The 23,689-nt window shown below is 40.1% G+C and carries 22 protein-coding genes; 11 read left to right on the forward strand and 11 right to left on the reverse strand.

All coding sequences use genetic code 11. From position 1 onward, the window contains the following. Positions 1-28: 28 nt before the first annotated feature. Positions 29-1,972 (reverse strand): ATP-dependent zinc metalloprotease FtsH, encoded by a 1,944-nt coding sequence (ftsH, locus tag AN391_RS03255; RefSeq protein WP_004587344.1) that lies wholly within the window; start codon positions 1,970-1,972, stop codon positions 29-31. A 66-nt stretch (positions 1,973-2,038) separates the two neighbouring features. Continuing rightward, a complete protein-coding gene (gene rlmE / locus AN391_RS03260; RefSeq protein ID WP_004587345.1) occupies positions 2,039-2,668 on the reverse strand; it encodes a 23S rRNA (uridine(2552)-2'-O)-methyltransferase RlmE in 630 nt (209 codons plus the stop codon). A gap of 88 nt (positions 2,669-2,756) precedes the next feature. Here rlmE and yhbY point away from each other — a divergent pair, with 88 nt between their 5' ends. Next, positions 2,757-3,053 (forward strand): ribosome assembly RNA-binding protein YhbY, encoded by a 297-nt coding sequence (gene yhbY / locus AN391_RS03265; RefSeq protein WP_004587346.1) that lies wholly within the window; start codon positions 2,757-2,759, stop codon positions 3,051-3,053. Between the two features lie 135 nt (positions 3,054-3,188). On the opposite strand, the gene AN391_RS03270 is transcribed toward yhbY, so the two are convergent. Beyond that, positions 3,189-4,334: a serine hydrolase gene (locus AN391_RS03270; RefSeq protein ID WP_055014058.1), complete on the reverse strand. Its 1,146-nt coding sequence runs from the start codon at positions 4,332-4,334 to the stop codon at positions 3,189-3,191. 115 nt (positions 4,335-4,449) lie between these two features. On the opposite strand from AN391_RS03270, the gene AN391_RS03275 reads away from it, so the two are divergent. The 6 genes from AN391_RS03275 (at position 4,450) to AN391_RS03300 (ending at position 10,427) form a co-directional block, all read left to right on the forward strand. After that, complete coding sequence (locus AN391_RS03275) at positions 4,450-5,253, forward strand: hypothetical protein (protein WP_055014059.1); 804 nt, start codon at positions 4,450-4,452, stop codon at positions 5,251-5,253. 87 nt (positions 5,254-5,340) lie between these two features. Continuing rightward, positions 5,341-6,198, forward strand: coding sequence for a MipA/OmpV family protein (locus AN391_RS03280; RefSeq protein WP_055014060.1), 858 nt, complete (start codon positions 5,341-5,343; stop codon positions 6,196-6,198). Then, positions 6,188-6,571: a DUF3019 domain-containing protein gene (locus AN391_RS03285; RefSeq protein WP_055014061.1), complete on the forward strand. Its 384-nt coding sequence runs from the start codon at positions 6,188-6,190 to the stop codon at positions 6,569-6,571. Before AN391_RS03280 ends, AN391_RS03285 begins: the two co-directional genes overlap by 11 nt. Positions 6,572-6,588: 17 nt before the next feature. Further along, the gene (locus AN391_RS03290) at positions 6,589-7,296 is read left to right on the forward strand and encodes a response regulator transcription factor (RefSeq protein WP_055014062.1); all 708 of its coding nucleotides are present in this window, start codon (positions 6,589-6,591) and stop codon (positions 7,294-7,296) included. Positions 7,297-7,310: 14 nt separating this feature from the next. Continuing rightward, positions 7,311-8,603 carry a HAMP domain-containing sensor histidine kinase gene (locus tag AN391_RS03295; protein WP_055014063.1) on the forward strand — a complete coding sequence of 431 codons (1,293 nt, stop codon included), beginning with the start codon at positions 7,311-7,313 and terminating at the stop codon, positions 8,601-8,603. Positions 8,604-9,074: 471 nt separating this feature from the next. Further along, positions 9,075-10,427, forward strand: coding sequence for a sodium-dependent transporter (locus AN391_RS03300; protein WP_055014064.1), 1,353 nt, complete (start codon positions 9,075-9,077; stop codon positions 10,425-10,427). Between the two features lie 100 nt (positions 10,428-10,527). Here the strand turns inward: AN391_RS03300 and AN391_RS03305 are convergent, their stop codons facing one another. Together AN391_RS03305 and AN391_RS03310 are read right to left on the reverse strand one after the other, a co-directional pair. Beyond that, positions 10,528-10,977, reverse strand: a complete 450-nt coding sequence (locus AN391_RS03305) for a GNAT family N-acetyltransferase (RefSeq protein WP_055014065.1) — start codon at positions 10,975-10,977, stop codon at positions 10,528-10,530. Between the two features lie 59 nt (positions 10,978-11,036). Further along, the gene (locus AN391_RS03310; protein ID WP_055014066.1) at positions 11,037-11,780 is read right to left on the reverse strand and encodes a sporulation protein; all 744 of its coding nucleotides are present in this window, start codon (positions 11,778-11,780) and stop codon (positions 11,037-11,039) included. Positions 11,781-12,046: 266 nt separating this feature from the next. Between AN391_RS03310 and AN391_RS03315 the strand changes: the two genes are divergently transcribed. Beyond that, complete coding sequence (locus AN391_RS03315) at positions 12,047-13,621, forward strand: cation:proton antiporter family protein (protein ID WP_055014067.1); 1,575 nt, start codon at positions 12,047-12,049, stop codon at positions 13,619-13,621. Positions 13,622-14,026: 405 nt separating this feature from the next. Continuing rightward, the gene (locus AN391_RS03320) at positions 14,027-14,251 is read left to right on the forward strand and encodes a DUF3820 family protein (RefSeq protein ID WP_055014068.1); all 225 of its coding nucleotides are present in this window, start codon (positions 14,027-14,029) and stop codon (positions 14,249-14,251) included. Positions 14,252-14,560: 309 nt separating this feature from the next. On the opposite strand, the gene AN391_RS03325 is transcribed toward AN391_RS03320, so the two are convergent. The 6 genes from AN391_RS03325 to ilvY form a co-directional block, all read right to left on the reverse strand. Further along, positions 14,561-15,808: an ATP-binding protein gene (locus AN391_RS03325; RefSeq protein ID WP_055014069.1), complete on the reverse strand. Its 1,248-nt coding sequence runs from the start codon at positions 15,806-15,808 to the stop codon at positions 14,561-14,563. A gap of 23 nt (positions 15,809-15,831) precedes the next feature. Beyond that, complete coding sequence (locus AN391_RS03330) at positions 15,832-16,524, reverse strand: response regulator transcription factor (protein ID WP_055014070.1); 693 nt, start codon at positions 16,522-16,524, stop codon at positions 15,832-15,834. Between the two features lie 14 nt (positions 16,525-16,538). Next, entirely contained in the window at positions 16,539-16,919 is a 381-nt protein-coding gene (locus tag AN391_RS03335; RefSeq protein WP_171042066.1) for a DUF3019 domain-containing protein, read from the reverse strand. A gap of 1 nt (position 16,920) precedes the next feature. Further along, positions 16,921-17,736, reverse strand: coding sequence for a MipA/OmpV family protein (locus AN391_RS03340; protein ID WP_055014071.1), 816 nt, complete (start codon positions 17,734-17,736; stop codon positions 16,921-16,923). Positions 17,737-17,902: 166 nt separating this feature from the next. After that, entirely contained in the window at positions 17,903-18,949 is a 1,047-nt protein-coding gene (locus AN391_RS03345) for a GGDEF domain-containing protein (RefSeq protein WP_171037626.1), read from the reverse strand. Positions 18,950-19,070: 121 nt separating this feature from the next. Next, positions 19,071-19,976, reverse strand: coding sequence for an HTH-type transcriptional activator IlvY (gene ilvY / locus AN391_RS03350; RefSeq protein ID WP_055014073.1), 906 nt, complete (start codon positions 19,974-19,976; stop codon positions 19,071-19,073). A gap of 138 nt (positions 19,977-20,114) precedes the next feature. Here ilvY and ilvC point away from each other — a divergent pair, with 138 nt between their 5' ends. Then, a complete protein-coding gene (ilvC, locus tag AN391_RS03355) occupies positions 20,115-21,587 on the forward strand; it encodes a ketol-acid reductoisomerase (RefSeq protein ID WP_055014074.1) in 1,473 nt (490 codons plus the stop codon). Positions 21,588-21,751: 164 nt separating this feature from the next. Beyond that, complete coding sequence (locus tag AN391_RS03360) at positions 21,752-23,671, forward strand: methyl-accepting chemotaxis protein (protein WP_055014134.1); 1,920 nt, start codon at positions 21,752-21,754, stop codon at positions 23,669-23,671. Positions 23,672-23,689 lie beyond the last annotated feature (18 nt).

Here is a 23,689-nt window from a genome sequence, read left to right on the forward strand (position 1 = left end):
CGGGGCTTTTAAAACATTATTTTAACGATTATTCAGCTTTATCATCAAGGTTTGTTTCATCTTTTTTCGATGAATCATCCGGTTTTTGGCTTTCATCAACCGGCTTTTCTTGAGGTGCCACTGTTTTAGTTGGCTTATCGTCTAAACGATCATGTGCATCTCGTGGTTCACGCACAGGCTGACGCGCCATTAAATCATCAATTTGTTTAGCATCAATTGTTTCGTATTTCATTAATGCATCTTTCATCGCATGAAGAATATCAATATTTTCTTTTAATATATCTTCTGCTCTTTGATAATTGCGGTCAGAGAATAAGCGTACTTCAGCATCAATGACTTTAGCTGTTTCATCAGACATGCTCATTGCGCGACCACCGCCGCCGCCCATGTACATCTCGTTTTGATCTTCAGCGTACAGTAACGGACCTAGTTTTTCACTCAAGCCCCACTGCGTTACCATTTTACGTGCAATATCTGTTGCACGCTCAATGTCATTACTCGCACCCGTGGTTACTTTGTCTTCGCCATAAATAAGTGCTTCAGCAATTCGGCCACCGTAAAGGCTAGAAATCATTGACTCTAAAAGCTCTTTAGAATGGCTAACACGGTCCTGTTCAGGTAAGTACATGGTTACACCAAGGGCACGGCCACGTGGAATAATCGACACTTTATAAACTGGGTCGTGCTCTGGCACCATACGGCCAACAATAGCATGCCCTGCTTCATGGTAAGCCGTCATTTCTTTCTCTTGCTCACTCATCACCATGGTCTTGCGCTCTGCACCCATCATGATTTTGTCTTTAGCAGCATCGAATTCAGCCATACTTACAACACGCTTATTACCACGTGCGGCATAAAGTGCAGCTTCGTTTACAAGGTTTGCTAAATCAGCACCAGAGAAACCAGGTGTACCACGTGCAATAACTGCCGCTTCTACGTTATCGCCTAATGGCACTTTACGCATATGTACTTTAAGGATTTGCTCACGGCCACGAATATCAGGTAAGCCAACCACTACTTGACGGTCAAAACGACCAGGACGAAGTAATGCAGGGTCTAGTACGTCAGGGCGGTTAGTTGCCGCTATAACGATAATACCTTCGTTACCTTCAAAACCATCCATTTCGACTAGCATTTGGTTTAGTGTTTGTTCACGTTCGTCGTGTCCACCGCCCATGCCAGCGCCACGCTTACGCCCTACAGCATCAATCTCATCTATAAAGATAATACAAGGTGCAGCCTTTTTAGCTTGTTCAAACATGTCACGTACACGCGATGCACCAACACCAACAAACATTTCAACAAAGTCAGAACCTGAAATAGTGAAAAACGGTACTTTTGCTTCACCGGCTACGGCTTTAGCAAGTAATGTTTTACCCGTACCAGGAGGACCTACCATTAGTACACCCTTAGGAATACTACCACCAAGTTTTTGGAACTTAGAAGGGTCACGTAAAAAGTCTACTAACTCTGTTACGTCGTCTTTTGCTTCATCGCACCCTGCTACATCAGCAAAGGTTGTTTTAACTTGGTCTTCGCTCATCAGGCGAGCTTTGCTTTTACCAAACGACATTGCGCCTTTACCGCCACCGCCTTGCATTTGACGCATGAAGAATATCCACACCCCTATAAGCAGCAACATTGGGAACCAAGAAATAAAAATACTTGCTAAAAACGATTGTTCTTCAGGCTGAACGCCTTTCACATTTACATCATTTTTAAGTAAATCATTAATTAAGTCTTCATCGTACATTGGCATTGTGGTTTGAAAACGCTCACCACTGCTTTTAGTACCGGTTATATTACCCGTTCCACGGTCAATAATAACTTCTTGTAAAGAGCCGCTACGCACGTCTTTTACAAATTGAGTGTAACTTGTTTGACGATCAACTTGATCGCCACCATTAAAGCTCTGAAATACTGACATTAGCACAACTGCAATAACCAGCCAGAGTATTAGATTTTTTGCCATATCGCTCAAGGGGTTAACCTCTTGTATCCAATTAATTTAAATTCAACTAAACGCCAAGCAACTGTACTACAGTTTGTAGCCGGTCGCTACTATATATACTTCCCGAGAACGGGCACGTGAGGCATCAGGTTTGCGTATTTTCACTGCTTTAAAACTATTACGAACGTCTTGCAAGTATTGATCAAAGCCTTCACCTTGAAACACTTTAACAACAAATGCACCATTTTTCTTTAATACTTGATGACACATATCAAGTGCTAATTCTACCAAATACATGCTACCCGCTTGATCTACCGAGTTATTCCCACTCATATTTGGTGCCATGTCAGAGAGTACCACATCAACATTTTTACCATCAATGCGTTTTAACAATGCATCAAGTACGGCTTCTTCACGAAAATCGCCTTGTAAAAAGTCGACCCCCGCAAGTGAGTCCATGGGTAATATGTCACACGCAACAACCTGACCTTTATCAGATACTTTCTCGGCTAAGTATTGTGACCAGCTGCCAGGTGCAGCACCTAAATCAACAACGGTCATACCAGGGCGAAGCAGTTTATCTTTATTTTGGATCTCATCTAATTTGAAAACAGCTCGAGAACGCCAGCCTTTTTTTTGCGCTTGCTGAACATATTGATCATCAAAATGTTCTTTCAGCCATCGCTTTGAACTGGCTGAATGTTTTTTATTTGTCATAAATTAACACGCAACTAATTAGTAATATTCTTTAGATGGCGTTAGAATACCCTTAATTCAAGCCATATTCAGCAAAATTTGTATAAACATGACATTATCAAACAAACAAAAGCAGTTTTTAAAAGGCCAGGCACATAGCCTTAAGCCTGTAGTTTTACTAGGTTCTAACGGTTTAACCGAGGGCGTAGTCGTTGAAATTCAAAGTGCATTAGAGATTCACGAATTGATTAAAGTAAAAGTACCTACTGACGATCGTGAAACAAAAGCACTTATTTTTGATGCAATTGTTCGTGAAACCGGCGCTACTAAGCTACAAACAATAGGTCACACTGTTGTATTGTATCGTCAAAGTGCAGAAAAAAAGATTCAATTACCACGTGCATAAGTTAATTGTGCAGTGAGCTTTTTATAAAAAAACCAGCATTAAGCTGGTTTTTTTATTATAGGTGCTTAATTATACTTTTTACTTTTAAAAATAAATTTAAAAGTACGGCTCTGTTTAAGCAATTTAAGGCCTGTTTTATTTAGTGCGTTTGTATTTTAATAAACGGTCTAAAAATTCAGTGGTTAATTCATTTATAACGCCGGTTTCCGCGTTTACAATCAAGCTAAACCCCACATTTAAATGCGGTATAACAACCAAATCACTACGATAACCTTGCACCCAACCACTATGATAGTACAGCGTTTCATCGTTATAGTTATAAATACGCCAGCCTAAACCATAATAAGCTTGTTCTAATTTCCTTTTCCATACGCGTCTATAACGTTCTTTTTTTGTAAGTGTAAAAGGGCGTGCTTGTGTAGCAAGTGCTTCTAAAGAAAGTACATCTAGGTTTTGCCCTAATTGCGCTTTTAACCATTTTGCCATATCGGTTGCGCTTGCATTTACGCCCGCAGCTGGGCCAACTTTATAATAGTTTTTTTTCAGCTTGGCTGTGTACCAACGTTTTTTTCCTCTAACGTGCGGCAACGCATAATTTTTATCCTGCACCATTGCATCGTAGCCTAAGCTGGTGTCGTTCATTTTTAATGGTGTAAAAATCCCCTCTTCCAGCCACTGGTCATATTTTTTATTGGTACTGCGATAAATTACATCATCAATTAAACTAAACATCACATTCTGATACCCATAGCATTGGCCGGGTTCGCAAATGGGCTTTACTGTTAATAGCTTTTCGACAATATCGGGGTAACTCATTCTTGATTCGATTAAATTGTCATATGCATTAGGGACCAAACCGCTGGAGTGGCTTAATAAGTGAAACACTTTTAAATTGTCTTTATAAACAGTGTCTTTAAAGGCAGGTATATACTCGCTTACCGGTTTAAATAAATCGATTACCCCTTCACTTGCAAGCTTTGCAGTTAAGGACCCAGCAAAGGTTTTTGACACCGAAGCCAACCTAAAGCGGGTGTGGCGATTAACCTGAGTACCACTTCCTGCCTTAGTGCGGCCCATGGTGTGAATATAATCAGCGTTACCAATACTCACTATAGAGAGCGCAGCGCCAGGTATACCTTTACTGTTAAGTTTTTTTTCTGCGTAGCGTCCATACTGTTTTACGAATCCATCCCAGTTTGAGTCTGCTTTAGCTATTGCCTTAAGCGGAAGAGATAGACAAATAGCGACCCAAACATACATAAAATTAGTGAGATACTTCATTCGTTACAAATTTATTCTTTTTTAACTACATCTATGAGCATAATATCATGAAGTTTTAGTGGGACTAACGTACAATGTTGCGATTATTGGCTTTTTAAGTGGATGTTAAGTAGTTATGCGTTTTATAGTTGTATCACTTTTTATATTATTATCAGCAGGTTGTGCAATTACCAAACAGCCGGCCGAGCCTTTGGCTTTACCGTTAAAGCCAACATTAAAGAGCGAAACTTACCAGCTTGAGTATAAAACAGAGCACGCATCGCCAAAAGTTAAGTCTGTACAGTTACCGGCGCACAAAGTAACACGCGGCCAAACAGTGCGTATTACAACAGATAAAGCAAGCGTAACAGACACACTATTAAAACAAATAACACAAGCCTTAAACGATAAAGGCTTAGAGGTGACTAATAATAAAAGCAGTGATTACACGCTCGCTATTCATCAGTTAGACCTAGCATTTACTGACGATACCAAATATGCGTTAACCCAGCCTGAAAACCCTTACCCTTTATTTGCAAAAGTAGCGCAGCAATACCCTACTCAGCAATGCGCCACCATACTCGCGCAAGTAAGTATGCGCATTACGCACCGTGCTTCAGGCGATGTGGTATGGTTTGCAAAATCATCAATAGACAGCGCAAGCTTCCACCGTGAGCCTTTATTGTTTAGCTTTGCCCAAGAGCAAAAAATTACTAATGAGTTAGAAGTCGCAACATTTGTACATCAGCAAAATACCGAGCAAGCCCGTATAGCGCGCGCAGGTAAAGAAGTAACTGTACCGCCTTTTAAAACCATTACTAAATTAAGCAGCTTAACTAAATTACAAGGTCCATGTACGCGTACCGAAGTGAGCGCCTTAACACCTATGATGCAATATTACTTAAGCAGTATTTTAATTGACAAAATAAAAGTGCAATAACGTAAAAAACTACATTTTTTTACAGATTCAAGGATTCACTTACTAATATACTACGTTTAATAACACATAATAATTAGGTCCCCAGGGATGAAAATCGCTTTCTTACAGCATACTTTAATTAATAGCGTATTGCTTTGCGCCAGTTTTTTGAGCTTTCAAAGCCAGGCAAGCAATCGATACTATGCTGATAACACGCTAGAGCCTACCCAAGGTTTTGCGTGGGATTGGAGCGCTGGGGCTGGTTATTATGTAGAAGACTCTTACCTAATTGGCCTTGACTCATACGACGATGGTATTGAACTCGATTTAAGCCTGGCCATTTCCTACGAAAACTTTTACCTCGACTTTGACCATAACCAGTTAAGCGGCGGTTTAGTCGTCGGTTACAGCCTTATAGATAAATTTGATTGGGGCCTAGATATATTGGGCACTAATACACAAGCCGGATTTGACGAAAAAGGCTTAGGTTTTTACAACCACGGTGTCATAGAAGAGCTTGCGGGTATAAAATCGCGTAATTACGATTTTGATGCCGGACTTAGATTAACGCGCCGCTTTGAAAACTCGCAAATTTCGTTTGAGTTTTTACATGACATTACAGGTACACATAACGGTTGGGTATTAAACACCTTTTTTAGCCACATTTTGCCATGGCGTAATTGGGAGTTTAGATCAGGGGTGGGTATAAGCGCTTACTCGGGCAGTTTTACAAACTATTATTTTGGTATAGACGCCGACGAAACCACCGCTAATCGCCCTATTTACACCCCGAATGGCAGCACCAGCATTATGTTTGAATTTCATGCTGAGTACCCTATATCTCAAGATTGGGTATTTTTGTCTGGCTGGTTAACAACGTGGTTTTCAAAAGAAATAGACGATAGCCCTATTATTTCACAAGGGTATCAGCATAAAGCCAAGGTAGGCCTGCGTTATGTATTTTAAATGGATCTGTTTATTATTGATCTTCCCTGCTATTTCATCTGCAAAAACGACAGATAAAACAGCCCCTTTAACCGCGCTTCCAGACACCTGTGTAGCACTGCGTGAGGGCCGCAATTGCTATGCTGATATTACACTTAGTTGGCAACAGCCGACTATTGGAAACTACTGCTTACGAGACGCAACATCAAAATATATTATGCAATGTTGGTTAAAACAACAACAAGGCGTATTTGAATATACATTTGACTCCCAGCAAAGTATTTCTTTTGAACTGTTTGATAGTAATACAGCCCAAATTATTGCCACCACTGAAGTTAAACTTCAGTGGGTTTATCAAAATAGACAAAAAAAACGCCGTTGGCGCCTATTCTAATCTACTAAGGAAGCTTTATGGATAATTACGGCACTATTTTATTAGTCGAAGATGACACCTCTCTAGCTCAATGGGTGGCAGAGTACTTAACCGAACAAGGCTATACGACCCATGTTTGCCACCGCGGTGATGAAGTTATAAGCCAGGTAAAAAACTTAAACCCTAACATTGTGCTACTCGACATTATGCTGCCAGGCCAAGACGGTATAAGTGTGTGCAGAGAGCTACGTAGTTTTTACACTGCCCCCATTATTATGTTGACCGCCCGCGATGATGAAATGGATGAAGTTATTGGCTTAGAAGTAGGGGCAAGTGATTACATCATGAAACCGGTGCGCCCTCGCGCATTATTAGCCCGTATTAAAGCAGCGCTGCGCCTGAGCAGTGAACCAACTAAAGTGCCCAATGACAGTGTGATAAAAGTCGGCGAACTCAGTATCGATACTCAATCTCGCAGTGTAACATTTAACAAGCAAGATATTACTATTTCCAGTGCTGAGTACCTGTTACTACACTATTTAGCAAATAATGCAGGCCAAGTGGTTTCAAGGGATGCAGTGTTTAAAGCAACGAAAGGCCGTGAGTATGATGGACTTGATAGAAGTGTGGATGTATTAATCTCCGCGCTTCGCAAAAAGTTTCATGATGACCCTCAAAACCCAGAAAAAATAAAAACAATTTGGGGGCGTGGTTATTTACTTGTTGCCACTGCGTGGGAAGAGTGACCGTGGCGCTTTAAATGAAAAAATTTTACATTTCACTACTCGGTAGTGCGCTACTATCTATTGTTGTATTGGGCTGGCTAATTGATGCATTTAGCCAACAAACACAAACACCCCATGATGAATTTAGCGTACAAAGCCAAATGATCAACGGCTTTAGTAAGCATTTAGCTAATGTAGCTACCTCTGAACGCGCAGCTTATGTAAAGCAACTGGCAAGCGACTTTAATGTAAAACTCGATTATAAAAGTAATGAATCTCTTGCATTAACCCCGCCCTTAATACTACAGATGCATGCCCAAAGCGGGCTTATTTTAGAAGACCAACAAGGTTTTTATATGCTCTACAGCAGTGAAGTGTTGTCGCCTTATCATCTTTCTATGCGTCTAGATAAAGGGGTTGAGGCAGAACAACGCAACGATATAATACTTACTTTGCTGTTTTATGCAGGGCTATGCGTTTTTATGGGCTTTATTATTGCCCCACTTGCCAAACGCTTAACAGTGTTAAACGAAGCGGCTAAAAAATTTGCCGCAGGAGATGTGCAAGCGAGAATAAAGGTCTCACACTTTACCTATATAAGAGACGTTGAACTTACATTTAACCGCATGGCGAGCCAAATAGAAAAGCTCGTGGCGGAGAATAAGTTAATGGCATCGAGCTTATCGCACGATATCAGAACCCCTATCGCTTGTTTACGCTTTGGCTTAGATGCCGCTTTAGAGACGGAAGACTTGCCTAAAATTCAGCAGTACCTTGGGCGTATGGAAAACGACCTTGACCATATGGAGTCGATGCTTAAAAGCTATTTAGCCTTTGCAACACTTGAGCAAAATGCCAATCAACTTACCTACTCGCAAACTCATTTATCGCACTATCTTGAGGACTTACTCACCCAGCTTTCGCCAAAAATTGAAACCAGCCACCTCAAAGTACAATTAAATAGCAGTGACGATATAGTTTTTGCTGATTTACATTGGCTTGCTCGGGCTATTAGTAATTTAATTGGCAATGCCTGCGACTTTGCAAAAGACACTATTTATGTCAGTGCAAAACGTGATGAGCATTATTTATATATTACGGTTGAAGATGATGGACCAGGCATTGCACCAGAGAACTTTAATAACGTTTTTAGCCCATTTTTTAGAGAAGAGAGCCACCGTAACCGTGCTGATAAAAGTTATGGTTTAGGCTTAGCAATCGTTGCTAAAGTGGCAGATTGGCATCACGGCAGTGTAAGTGTTAGTAAAAGTACGCGACTTAACGGGGCCTGTTTTACCCTTAAAATTGGTCAGCACCACGATACGTAAAAAAATATTTACACAACTGTATTTAGGGCTAGTTGGCCTTTTAGGGTTATAATTTGTTCTATCTAGGGGCTGTTTAATCGCGGCGCGAGGTTTGTAACCTAGTGGGCTACGTAAAAACCGAGTAACAAAGAGTAAATAGCCCCTAGGCAGAACCCTTAGGGCAGCGCCTGTTTGGCATTTATACGTCGTTATCGCCTATTTATGGGGAACAACCACACTACATAGGCTCTGCCTTGCCTAAACACCAAACAGACTGCTGCAAATTTAACCTCGAAAGGTAAACAGGCCCTAAAATTTATTACACAAAATCAACTCCTTATTCTAAACCTGTTGATAACATTAATTAAATGCATCGCGCGACAGACACATCAGACGATAATTATTGTCACAATTGGGTAAATAAGTGCTTTTTATTTATTTGTAATTCCAGTAGATTGTCAGCGCCGTCAAAAAATAGAGAAGTATAACAATATGAGCGCAGTTAGAGGTGAGTTTAGCTCTCGCTTTGGATTTATAATGGCCGCCGCAGGCTCTGCAGTAGGTCTAGGTAATATTTGGGGGTTTCCGACCCAAACAGCAAGCAATGGTGGTGCAGCTTTTTTAGTCGCTTATTTGATACTAGCGTTTTTTTTAGCATACCCCGCACTTATGGCTGAGCTTATAATTGGCCGACACGGACAAGCTAATGCGGTATCCTCTTTAACAAAAATAACATCACACACGTGGCAAAAGCGCTTTGCTTTTATTGTTGGTTTTGGCGGAATTTTATGTGCGGGCTTTATTTTAAGTTTTTATGCTATTGTGGCAGGCTGGATGCTCAGCGCTACAGTCGAGCCTATCACTACGTTGGCTGGCGCAAACGGTGCTTCAACGTGGTTAAGTGAGCAGTCACTCTCACGAAATATCTTATTTACAGTTACATTTATTATACTCACCGTGGCGATTATTAGCCGTGGCGTAGAAAACGGCATAGAAAAATGGTCTAAGCGCCTAATGCCCGCTCTTTTAGGTATTTTATTTGCCCTAATTGCCTACGTTATGACTCAAGAAGGTGCTATGCAAGGGCTAAAAGCCTATTTAGTACCTGATTTCTCATCGATATTTGATGCAAACTTACTCGTAAGTGCACTCGGTCAAGCGTTTTTCTCATTGTCGCTAGGCACCAGCGTGATGATTATTTATGGCTCGTACATTAGTCAAAAAGAAAACCTTGTTACACTGGGCGCTTATGTAACGTTAATAGATGTGTTTATCGCGTTTGTAGCGGGCCTTTTAATTATACCCGCCATGTATGTAGCACAAGCACAAGGCGTAGAAATTTTTTCATCTACTGGCACACTTCTTTCTGAAGACACATTAGTATTTCAGGTATTGCCAGCTTTATTTGATGGTATGGGCTCAGTAGGTTTATTTATTGGTTTTGCATTTTTTGCCCTAATGAGCATAGCCGCACTTACCTCTTCTATTTCAATGTTAGAGGCGCCCGTGTCGTATACTGTGGAGCGCTTTGCAATGAGCCGCCTGCAGGCAACATGGTTAATTGGTGCGCTAATAAGTGCAGTGAGCATTACCATAGTATGTAACTTAGGCAGCTTATTTGGTTTAGTGATCACCTTAACAACTAAAGTCGCTCAGCCTTTACTTGGCTTAATGTGTTGTATTTTTGTTGGCTGGATTTGGTACCGTGGCTCGCTACTAAAAGCAATACAACAAGGTAACCCTGAGGTTCATAACACGCTCTTTTGGAAAATATGGCCTGTATACACAAAGTTTGTGTGCCCTATAGCCATTGGCGCTGTGTTTTTACACTCAGTGTTAAGTTAAAACGTTTTTAACTAACCTGAGTTCAGGTTAAATACTACATTAAGCAAAAAGCCCATGCATTAAGTGGGCTTTTTAATAGCTTAAATTTATCCCTAATAAATTAGTTTAGAGTATTTAACACCATATCCTGATGGGGAATGCCATCTTCTAGGTATTGCTCTCCTACTTCTGCAAACCCAAAAGAGCGATAAAATGCTAACAAATAGGTTTGTGCACCTATATAAATAGGACGCTGTGGCCACTGCTTTTTACAACATGCTATAGCCGCATTGACAAGCTCAGTAGCCCGCCCTTTACCACGCTCACTTTTACAAACCAGTACACGGCCTATTGCACTGTACTGCTCATTTTTTTCATAGCACCGGGCATAAGCTAATAAATAATTATCTGAAATTACATATAAATGCTGAGTACTAGCGTTAATGTCTACTTCATCGAGTTCAGGGTAAGGACACGTTTGCTCTACTACAAATACATCAACGCGACCGCGCATTATCGTAAACAAAGTACGCGAATCAAGCGCATCAAAATGCGCACATTTAAACGACATATAAAATCCTAAAATAAAAAACCCAGCCTGAGCTGGGTTTAATTAAACTACGGCATCACTTAGGCAAACAAACGCTCTAATTGGTCACACAACTGCGATAAATTAACATGGTCGTGCTCTATGGTTAAATCAACATAACCATCGCCTCTAAATGCTCTATCCAGCTCAATTAGAACATGTGTTTTGTGTGCTTCTGGTACAAACGATAATTCAATTTCTTGAATACCGAATAAGCTGCGGCTATTGGGCTTATACTCTAACTCTTGATAACACCCCGATACCGACTGAAAAGTAGGCGCGCGTAAATGGCCTTTTTCAACATCAGCTTTTAATAAACTAAACCCTAATTTATCCATTGCTTGCATACAGGTTTTAACGGCTTCGTTAGGGTAAATATGCAAATGGTCTTTATCTGTTGGATCTAGTGCTAAATCAATATCAAGGCCCGTTTCAATCCATACATGTGATTGGTTGTAGCCGGCATTAATTTCGGTAATTGGCGTTTCTGGATGAAGGCGCGCTTCAAATGGAATACTTTTAACTTCGCCTGGCTCAACAGTGCCTATGTCGGTTATACGCCACTGATCAATCACGTGGTTAGTAAAGTATTCACCATCTTCGCCATCAACTTTAACGCGTGTCATTAAAAACAAATCAAGACCCGCGATTTCTTGAGCCACATCGCCTGCAGTTATAACGATATTAGCGTTAAAAAGTTGCCCCGGCTGAAGATGCTCAGTTTCTAAAATTGTATCTACTTTTGCAGCGCCAATACCAACCGACGCTAAAATCTTTTTAAACATATCTATCTCCTTAAGCTGAGCGGCTCAGTTTGTTGCTCAAGCTTAAACTCCTTCGTTAAGGCATCTTAACCATATTTAAAAGCCAATGTCAGTGAAAAAATGTTATTTACATGCTATTTACTATTAAATACACGCTTAATGTGCATTTTTTATACATGGCTAGACAAGTAATTGATTAAAGGCGCTCAATTTTAGGGCTATTTTTATTTTCAATGGTATAAAATTTTCGCTACACTGCAATCCCAAATGAAGTGATATTAAGAATTATGGAACTAATCTATTTTGCCGCCGCATTTGTGTGTGGATTTGGTGTTTATCAATTAAAACTTCCCCCTCTTATTGGCTTTTTACTTGCTGGTTTTGCATTAAATTTATCTGGCTATAAAAGCACCGAGCTACTCGATACCATTGCCGCCTTGGGCGTAACACTTCTTTTATTTAGTATTGGTTTAAAACTTAAAGTAAACAGCTTAATAAAGCCCCAAGTTTGGGCACCTGCAACCCTGCACATTATTTTTAGCAGTGCTTTATTTAGTGGTTTTATGTTACTCCTCGGTATTTTTGCTGTGCCTATGTTTGTTGATTTAAGCTGGCAAAGTGCGTTATTAGTTGGTTTTGCACTAAGTTTCTCGAGCACTGTATTTGCCGTAAAAGTACTTGAAGAGCGAGGCGAAATGGCAAGCCTGCACGGAAAAATAGCCATTGGCATCTTAGTTATGCAGGATATTTTTGCGGTTATATTTTTAGCCATTAGCACCGGCAAAGTACCTAATATGTGGGCACTTGTTATAATTATCTCACTTCCTTTAATACGCCCGCTTATGTATGCCGTGCTTAACCGCTCTAAACATGGAGAGCTATTACCCTTATTTGGCTTTTTCTTTGCATTGGTAGCCGGTTATAACGCATTTGATTTTGCAGGTTTAAAAGGTGATTTAGGCGCACTTATTATGGGGATGATGTTTGCACCACATAAAAAGGCGGGAGAGCTTTCTAAATCACTACTTAATTTAAAAGATATTTTGCTCGTCGGTTTTTTCTTAAGTATTGGTTTGAACGCAGAGCTTACAGCTAATTCATTAATTGTCGCGTTAATCCTTATACTTGTGCTGCCAGTTAAAACCTTACTTTATTATGTGTTTACGAATACCTTTAAGCTCAGAGCGCGCACCTCGTTACTCACTGCGTTTAGCCTTGCCAATTTTAGTGAGTTTGGCCTTATTGTGTGTGCTGTGGCAGCTTCTACGGGTATGATCACCTCAGAGTGGCTGGCCGTAATGGCTATTGCGGTGTCTATTACGTTTGTTATTGCATCGCCACTTAATAAACGCTCAAACGAGTTATACGTTAAAATTGAGCGCTGGCTATTAAAGTTTGAAAGCAAAACTCGCTTAGCTGAAGAGCTACCCGTTAATTTAAACGACACTAAAATCGTTATATTCGGTATGGGGCGTATAGGTACAGGTGCATACGAAACAATAAATGCGACTCACCCTAATGTAGTGGCGGGCATTGATATAAAACCAGAGGTGGTCGAAAAACATATTAAACGCAATCGAAAGGTACTCCTTGCTGATGCCACCGACCCTGACTTTTGGCAGCGCGTTAACCACTCCCATGTAGAAATGGTGATGTTAGCTATGCCAAAACATATGCAAAATATTTTTGCATTAGAACAATTACAAGCCTCAGGCTATAACGGTCAAGTAACAGCTATCGCCAATTACCCAGATCAGCAAAAAGAGCTCGAACAAATGGGCGTTAACTCCACCTATAACTTTTACCTAGAAGCAGGCAGTGGTTTTGCTGAGCATGTTAAGCAAGAGCTATTTGAAAAATAATACTTTAAAACTAAAAAATAGAGTAAGCAAAATAAAAAAGCCTTATTATTAATAAGGCTTTTTTATTAGTTTTTGTTTAAAAAACCATTTTATTTACATTCCTTTACATTACTTCTCTCTATCAACAAGAAAAACAGATAAACTACCGGTGTTGCTTAAATAAACGCCTTCGCACCTCTGTCAGTTAATTAGACTCCAGCTAGTTAATGTAAGGTAAGCATTTATTTATCAACATAAATTTATTCAATTAGAGGGCCTACTCCCTCATTCAATAGGCTGTTTCTTGCCCGTCACAGCCTATTTTATTTATTTTTTCTCGCCCATTTTTAAAACCCAGTATTTAATGCGTTTTTAGCCAAAAAGCAGTAGTATTCCCTCCTACTTTTTATTAATGACTGACTCATTATGGATACAGCAGAACTCAAGCTCGCCATTAATACAATCATGCCCTTCGGGAAGTATGCTGGCAGGCCACTGCTTCTTTTGCCGGAGCCTTACCTAGTGTGGTTTAAACAACAAGGGTTTCCAGAAAGTAAACTCGGGGCGCAGCTGGCGCTGATGTACGAGGTTAAATTAAATGGGCTTGAGCAAATGCTGATGCCTTTACTTAAAAAAATGAAAAATAATTGAGAACTTTTTTCGCGTAGCCGGGTCTATTATTTTGCTACTTGTTGATTTTGGTTTTTAACCACAAAAAGCGCCTTAGGCGCTTTTTTTATGTCTGGTATTTTTAGGTGAGTTGCTTTTATACCAATCCGTATAACTAAGTCATCTATCTTGTGGATAGACAAACGTGTTGATAGCTAGGCAAAAAATTTGCTATTTAGTTGTTCTCGGCAATTGCTTCTGCATTGCTCTACCTTCTGCATCCATGCAGTCGTAAATGAGGATTTTTTAACGTAGGTAGCGACACATCTGCCCCCACAAAATGATTAAGTATTATTGTGGGTAGGTATTAGGTAAGGTAACTATAAACTTAGCGCCACCAAGCGATGAGTCAGTGATTGAATAGTGCCCTTTATGCCACGATACAATTTTTGCCACTATTGCTAAGCCTAAACCAAAGCCCCCTGTGCTTTTATCACGGCTTTTATCTAAACGAGTAAAAGGTTTAAATACGCTTTCTCTGTCGCTTTTTAAAATTCCTTCACCGTCATCTTCCACAATAAAGTAAATTGCATCAGCCTGCGCTTTGAGTGTCACATCAACACGACTAACAGCGTACTTTAACGCATTGCCCACCAGATTTTGCATTACACGCGCAATAAAGTGTGCGTCACACTTGTACACTAGAGCCGGTGGTAACACCGCATTAAATTCTATGCCGCTTGCAAAATTTAGCTTATCAATGACCGATTTTGTTAAGGTAGCCAAGTCAACGTCGCTTGTCGCTAAACTTGGTTGCTGCGAATCAAGCCGAGCATATTCAAGCATTTCACACACAAGCGCCTCAAGTTCGCTTATATCTGCCTGCATATTAGTTAGGTAATGCTGCCCTTTTTCTGATTGCAGTGTTTCTTCTAGCATAGCTATGCCAAATTTTAATCGTGCAAGTGGCGTTCTAAACTCATGAGATACAGAGGAAGTCAGTTCTTGCTGTGCACTAAGAAGATGCTCTATGCGCTGCTGCATTACTTTTAAAGTATCAGTAACAGGTAAGAAAAACGACTTAGAAGGAGTACTTACAGTAAAGTCTTGCGAGCCATCTACCGCTTCGCACGCATGGCGTAACTTAGAAAAATCACGCCATAGTAAAAAGCTCCAAAGCCCCACAGGTAACCCTACAATAGCCAGTAACATTAAATACGGGATAACAGAGCTTTCAGGTGCTTTTAAAACGCCTACAGGGCCAATTTGAAGTAGCTTGTTATCACCAAGCTCAACATACCACACTATGCGCTGCTTTTTATCATACAGGTACAGGTAATGATTTTTATCTAATGAGGCTTGCTGCTTAAGGGGTAAAATAAGATCTTTACGGGCAATAACATGGCTTTCAAAACTGTGTTTGAGCTTATCTAATCCATCATCAGTTTGCGATAATAACCAAAGAGCTTGGCCAAACTCATCATCTAGCAGCACTTGCTGCTGCGTCTCTTCGTAAGGCCAAATTTGTTCTATAACACCACTAACAATAAATAAAGAAACAATGATATAAACATATAAACTTATAAATAGTTTGCCCATTATTCCTTGTTTACCTTCATATATTATTTTTCCCAAGCATCAGATACAAACAAGTAACCTTGTCCCCACACGGTTTTTATACGGTAAGGTTTATCACTATTATCACCTAACTTTTTGCGAATGCGTGATACACGTACATCAACAGTGCGGTCAAGCCCATCGTATTGGCGACCAATCATATGCTGATGAACCTGTTCACGGCTTAGCACTTCGCCTGCATTTGAGGCAAGTAACCATAATAGCTCAAACTCATGGGATGTAAGTACTATTTCGTTTTCATTTAACTTAACAATTCGGCTAGTTTTATCAATGACTAAATCACCAAATTGAATCTCTTCGGCCGCTTTAACTTCTGGTTGCCCGCGACGCAGTAAAGCATTTACACGCGCCAGTAAAACACGCGGCTCAGCAGGCTTTACAACATAATCATCTGCACCTAGTTCTAATCCAATCACTTGGTCAAAATCTTCACCTTTTGCAGTAAGCATTAAAATTGGCAACGAAAATTTATCACGGACTTGACGACATACGCTAAAACCGTCTTTACCTGGCAACATAATATCTAAAATCATTAAATCAGCAGCGTTATTCTCAAGATAACTAAATACTTCATCACCACGGCTCAATACATCTACTTCTAAGCCATTATGTTCAAGATAATCTTTTGTTAATTGTTGTAATCCTAGGTCATCTTCAACAAGTAAAATTTTTGGCATGAGTTGCTCCTAAATTAAAAATAGCTCCATGGAGAGCGAAGTCTGCGCCTACTTTTTTTAGCATCAGCACTTTGCACTTCAACGTGTGTTTTAGCAATTAACACACCGGTATGAGGATTGATTAAGGAGTATATGGTCTCTACCTGAACACGCGCTTTATACTTAAACTCACCAATAGCCTGCTGTTGCCAGCATTTAATAAGTTTACTTTGTTGGTACAGACATACATCGCTTGGCGATGGCTGCTGCCAATCAAACGTTAAATCGAGATCGCAAAATGCTTGCTGCTTAGACACAACGCACACTTTAGGGGAAACCTTTAAAAACGCATTTTGCGCTACAACGGGAGGGCTAAACAGAAAAACTGTAAGCACAATCAACATTAAATACTTCATATCAAAAAGTATGATCGAATCCTATAAAAGCAGTCATTGAATAGTTACGTTCAAAAAGCGGACTGCTATCCATAGCTGAATAGTCATAATATGCTACATGAAAACGAAGACTGTTAGCCTCACTTAATGGCCAACTGGCGTCGATTTTAGCATAAGGTTGCCAGCTACTACCAACGTCAATTTTACCTAATGAAGTTTCGTGTGCTTTTAAACCATAAAAGTGGCTATTTAATTCAGCCGATTTGTAGTTAACACCCAGTGTTGGTTTTAACTTTAAACGCCCTATTCTACTGTGGTACTGCCATTGTACGGCGCCACGAATACCATTATAAACATTACTTACATCGTGCAATAACTGTATCGATAGCACATGGTTTTGCTGCACATAATGATAGCTACCCCCAGCATCTAAGGCTAAATGGCGTTTATCAATATTATCGACATGTATTTTTTTAGGCTGGGGCTTGTTTTGCGCTTGCGCGAAGGCTGCCCCTCCCGTGGAAGTCGGTAAAACAAAAAGGTTATTAGGATGCCAATTAATAAAAAACCGAGACTCTGCGTTGAGTTCTGAAACAATATTAAAATGATGTTGTTGATTTTCTTTAAGTGTATAGCCTAGGCGGCCATTATCAAAAAACCAACGTTCACCATAAAAAGCAATTCGCGGTATCAAAGGAAGTGGGACATTTTTGCCGCCATGCAGTGGGTTGGTAATAACACCCACGCCAGCGCTAAGACTTACATGCCATTGCTTAACAGTAATATGTTGCTGCGCATATTTTTGCTCACTATTAGCCTGTGACGCTTGGCTGGGCAAACAAACGAAGCAAACAACAAAGTAAAAAATATAAACTAAAGGTTTTAGCCGCATTAAACTAATCTGAGTGAGTAAAAATAAGTAAGTGACTCATACTAGCAAGGTAAGCACAAATGTGCGCCACCTGATTACAATCATTCACAAATTTTACACACCTAAATAACATTTAAATATCAGGCGCTATTTCAATACGGTTACGTCCATGGGTTTTAGCAATATACAAAGCACGGTCGGCACGCTCAATAAGCACCGAACCTTTGGTAAAGGGCCGTAAAATTGCAAGCCCAAAACTTGCAGAAATTGCACGTTTAGAATTTATATCGTCTTTTTTACGGATAGTTAATGAGGCAATATCTAGGCGAATTTTATCAGCAAACACCATAATGTCGTTGATGCTGTCAAAATACCCGGTAATACAAAATTCCTCTCCGCCATAGCGGTAAACATTTAGGCTATCACTGATATTTTGCGACACTTTTTTGGCAACCAATTTAAGTACTTCATCGCCCTTTTGATGACCAAAATCGTCGTTAAAACGCTTAAAGTGATCAATATCAAACATGATGAGTACCGCCAAAACGCTGTCATCAGCTTGCTCTGAATAGTTTTGACAGAACTTCTGAATATCATCATCAAACTTTCTTCGATTAAAAAAGCCTGTAAGAGGGTCTGTATCTGCCGCTTCTTGAGAAAGGTTTAAAGCTTCTTTTAAATCTTTAATTTCATTATAAGCTAGAGCAAGCTTAGTCTGGAACTCACGCGCATACTCTTGCATAGCCACTGACTCATCTGTCAAGCGCTCAACACAACCAAGTATCTCATTAAATGAATTTACATTAACTAAACTTGCCAGCTCATTTTGAGAATCTACCAACGAGGTGGTAAAGCTTTTAGAATGATCGAGGGTTACGCTTATATCATGTTGTACTTGCTGCATAGTGCCATGGAAGCGATCAGCCATCTCTTGAAAAAACACTAAGTCATCTTCGCTTAAATGCTTATCAAAAATTTCTTTCGCCCTATTTTGAGTACATGTTTGTTGCTCAGCAATGACGTGATCGAGCTCAGCATTTAATGCCGGCTTACTCCCTTGCACATAGCAATACCAAATTGCGTAGTTGATAGGCGTTACCGGCATCCGGTACTTTACCATCAAAGGAATTGCTTTTTTTAAACATTGAGCAGAATGAGCGAGCGATACAGCATGATCCATAATTATTATAAACTCTCGTGCGTCATTATTTTTTATTATTAAGCTTTCATGTTAAGTAATAGTAAACTCATACGCAACTGTTAATCATACTATTTACTGAATTATATTAACCGTTAAAATATTAAATAACATTTGCGCCTAAAGTTTGCGCAATATTCCATAATGCACTGATTGCAGGGTCGTTGAGCTCTTTTTTAAGTACCGCTAAACCAATATCAAACCCTTCTGGTTGGTAATTTTTGCTCGGCAGTACGTGTACCTTATCTTGCAGTGGACTATTATCTAGCACTATTTTAGGAACCATGGCGACACCCAATCCCAAACTCACCATAGACACCATTGCTTCGTGCCCAGCCACCTGCGCATAAATTTTTCCATGTACATTGTTTTTTCGCCACCATTGCTCTAATCGCTGCCTAGAAAACCCTTGCTCTGGAACAATGAACTCCAATTCTGACCAATCAATATCAGGGGCATTTTTAGCTATGTTTTCACTGATTGGACAATGAATTTTAGGGCCTATAAGAACTAATGGAGAGTGGCCTATATTCACAAATGCAATTTGGGCAGGGAGTTTACTAGGCCGTGCAGCAATCGCCATTGACTCATGAGCATCCAGCACTCGGTTTATTGCCAGCGCTGGATCGCCTGTATTTAGCGTTATTTCAATATGCTGATGCTGCGCGCGGAGTTGCTCTAATATTTGGTGTAAAAAACTATACGAGGCAGTGACAGAGCAATAAATACTCACATTGCCGTAAATATGCTGAGTGGGATCTTTAACATTCGCTTTAAAGCGCTGCCAATTGGCTAACGTAGAGGTGGCGTAATCAATAAATGACTCCCCTTCTTTAGTTAACTTTACACTTCTGTTATCGCGTATGAATAATGCAACACCCACTTCATCTTCAAGCTGCTTAATATTTCGACTTAATGTAGGGGCGCTTATATGACAGAGCTCGCTCGCGCGGGCAAAATGGAGCGTTTTAGCTAACGCTAAAAAGTAATTTAAATGCTTATGATCCATAACCGCTTCCATGTTTCATTTTTTGAAATACTTTAGTGCAAATATATCATTTTACGCAAGCAAAGTTTTTTTTTATGGTGTGTTTAAGCAAAGCAAATAGGCTTTGCATCTAACAAACACGAATTATAGGACACTAACATGGCGAATTATTTTAACACTTTACCTTTACGCGAGCAGTTAGCGCAGTTAGCTCAATGTGAGTTTATGGACCCAAGTGAATTTACCGACGGTGTAGATGCACTAAAAGGTAAAAAGCTAGTTATTGTTGGGTGTGGCGCACAAGGTCTTAACCAAGGTTTAAACTTACGCGATTCAGGTCTAGATGTATCATACACGTTGCGCCAATCAGCAATTGATGAACGTCGTCAGTCATACTTAAACGCATCTGAAAACGGCTTTACTGTTGGTACATACGAAGAGCTAATTCCTAGTGCTGACGTAGTATTAAACCTAACTCCTGATAAGCAACATACGGCCGTTGTTACTGCCATTATGCCTTTAATGAAACAAGGCTCTACACTTGCTTACTCGCACGGTTTTAATATTGTTGAAGAAGGCATGCAAATTCGTGAAGACATTACTGTTATCATGGTTGCACCAAAGTGCCCAGGCTCTGAAGTACGCGAAGAATACAAACGTGGCTTTGGTGTACCTACGCTTATTGCAGTACACCCTGAAAACGACCCACAAGGTCATGGTTTAGCGCAGGCTAAAGCCTATGCCGCGGGTACTGGTGGTCACCGTGCAGGCGTACTTAAATCATCATTCATTGCTGAAGTTAAATCAGACTTAATGGGTGAGCAAACAATTCTTTGTGGCATGTTACAAACGGGTTCTATTTTATGTTTTGATAAGATGGTTGAAAAAGGCATTGATGCAGGTTATGCATCAAAACTAATTCAATACGGGTGGGAAGTAATTACCGAAGCCCTTAAATACGGTGGCGTAACGAACATGCTTGACCGTTTATCAAACCCAGCAAAAGTAAAAGCATTTGAACTAAGTGAAGAACTTAAAGTTATTATGCGCCCGCTTTATAACAAGCACCAAGATGACATTATCGACGGTACTTTCTCGCGCGTAATGATGGAAGATTGGGCAAACGATGATGCAAACCTACTAAAGTGGCGCGCTGAAACAGCCGAAACTAACTTTGAGAAAACCCCTGCTGGTGATGTAGAAATCTCTGAGCAAGAGTTTTTCGATAACGGTATTTTAATGGTTGCTATGGTTAAAGCGGGCGTTGAGCTTGCATTTGAAACCATGACTGCAGCGGGCATTATTGACGAGTCGGCTTATTATGAGTCGTTACACGAAACACCGTTAATTGCCAACACAATAGCACGTAAAAAGTTATTCGAAATGAACCGTACTATTTCTGATACTGCAGAATACGGCTGTTACTTATACAACCATGCGTGTTTACCATTATTGGCCGATTTTATGAAAAACATCGACACCGATGTTATTGGTAAAGGTTTAAATGAGCAAAGTAACCAAGTAGATAACCAAACATTGATTCAAATTAACACGGCACTACGTGAGCACCCTGTTGAAATTGTTGGCGCAAGACTGCGCGGCTACATGTCAGCAATGAAGAAAATTGTATAACTAGTTTCGCTTGTTAGAAACCAAGCCCACATGCATATGCTGTGGGCTTTTTCGTGCTAGTAATAATAAAAAGCGAGTATACCCTTTTAGATATATTGCAATAATTAGCGCTTAATTAATAATGTGCTAACATGGCTATCTACCTAGTTGTAAAGTTAAATAATATGACGATAAAAAACCTAACTATCACTCAAAAAATCACCATTTTAGGCAGTACCATTGCAATATGTGTCGCTGCATTAATTGGTTTGACGTCTTTATATAGCTCTGAAGATATTATAGAGCAACGTATGATTGAATCGGAGCTACCCAGCAAATTACATAGCATTAGTAATCAAATTGGTGGCGAAATAAACGAACTACTAGGCGCTGCACAGCAACTATCATCAAATGAATTTATTTTAGCGTGGGCACGCTCAAATAACCAAGACGACACACTACTGCTCCAAGAATTAAACCGCGTAGCAAAGCAGTTTGATTTAGCAACGGCGTCGTGGGCCAACCGTGATACAGCACAATATTGGAACCAAGACGGTTTTTTACGCGTACTTAAAAACGATGCGGCAGATGGTTGGTTTTTTGGCTTTACCAATTCAAATAATCCGTACTCAATCAGTATTTATCAAGAATCCCCGACTGATGTAAAAATGTTTGTAAATCATCAACAAACAAATGGCCTTGGATTAGCGGGGCTTGCAAAAAGCATCACCGACATGCAAAAGCTATTACAACAATTTAAAATTGAGCAAACAGGTTATGTATTTATCGCAGATAAAAGCGGCCTAATTCAGTTACATAAAGATGCAAATAAAGTGGCTAAAGTAAACATAGACACACTTTATGGCCGTAATGTACATAGCAATTTGCTCAACCCCTCTGGCTTCGCAATTACAGAATTGACACTAAATAACGAAGCCACATTCTTAGCTGCAATGCCAATAGCCAATACCGACTTATACGTATTAGCTCAAGTACCAAAAAGTGAAGTTTTTGCAACTGTAAGTACATTGGAGTGGCAAATTTTTACCTTTACGCTCGTTATTGCACTTGTGGCTAGTATTCTAAGCTACTTGTTAGCTCGCTCTTTAGCGTCGCCGCTTTCTGATATGGCTGAACTGTTCTCACGTTTAGGATCAGGCGATGCTAATTTAGCCTACCGTTTGCCAGAGTCTAATCAGCCCGAACTAAATAATTTAAGCCATGGCTTTAATCAATTTATTGATAAAATTGAAACTGCCATCAAGCAAGTGGCTAACGAAAGTACCGAAATACGCCAAAGCTCTAACCATGTATTTGAACAAGCAAAAAACAACTCGCAGTCTATTGATAATCAAAAAGAGCAAACCATTTCGGTGGCTGCAGCCATCAACGAAATGGGCGCCACCGTACAAGAAATAGCACAAAGCGCAGCTAATGCAGCCAAGCTCACTCAAAGCAGTCAAGAAAACACCAGTCAAAGCCATCAGCAAGTACTGCAAAGTCAAGCCACTATTTCAGCGCTTGCCACTGACATTGATGGTATTACCGAGCAAGTAACACTGCTTTCTAAAAAAACAATTGATATAGCAAGTATTGTTGATTCTATTCGCGGTATTTCAGAGCAAACTAATTTACTGGCCTTAAACGCAGCCATTGAATCGGCTCGTGCTGGTGAGCACGGTAGAGGTTTTGCCGTAGTGGCCGATGAAGTACGCGCACTTGCTAATCGTACCTCGCAATCAACCACCGAAATTCAGTCTATGATTGAAGAGTTAACCACTATTTCTGAAGATGTGGTTAGCGATATTAGTCAATCAAAACAAAAGGCCCAACAAAGTGTAGGCGCAATGCAGAGCTCTGTTGAGCTGCTTGATGCGATAAGCGAAACAGCAAATCAAATAAACGATATGGCTACTTTAATTGCCACCGCTACTGAGCAACAAAGTAACGTGGTTGCCGATGTAGGACGTAATATTGAGCAAATAAGTGAAATTAGCGACCGTGCTATGAATGAGCAAATAAACACAGAGCAAGCAATTCGCGATTTAGCAAATAGCGCTCAAGCGCTAGATGCACTCGTGGCCACCTTTGAAAAACACTACTAAACACGTTTTGTAACACTT

Origin of the sequence: Pseudoalteromonas sp. P1-13-1a (assembly GCF_001401875.1) — a bacterium.
In the GTDB taxonomy this organism is placed as follows: domain Bacteria; phylum Pseudomonadota; class Gammaproteobacteria; order Enterobacterales; family Alteromonadaceae; genus Pseudoalteromonas.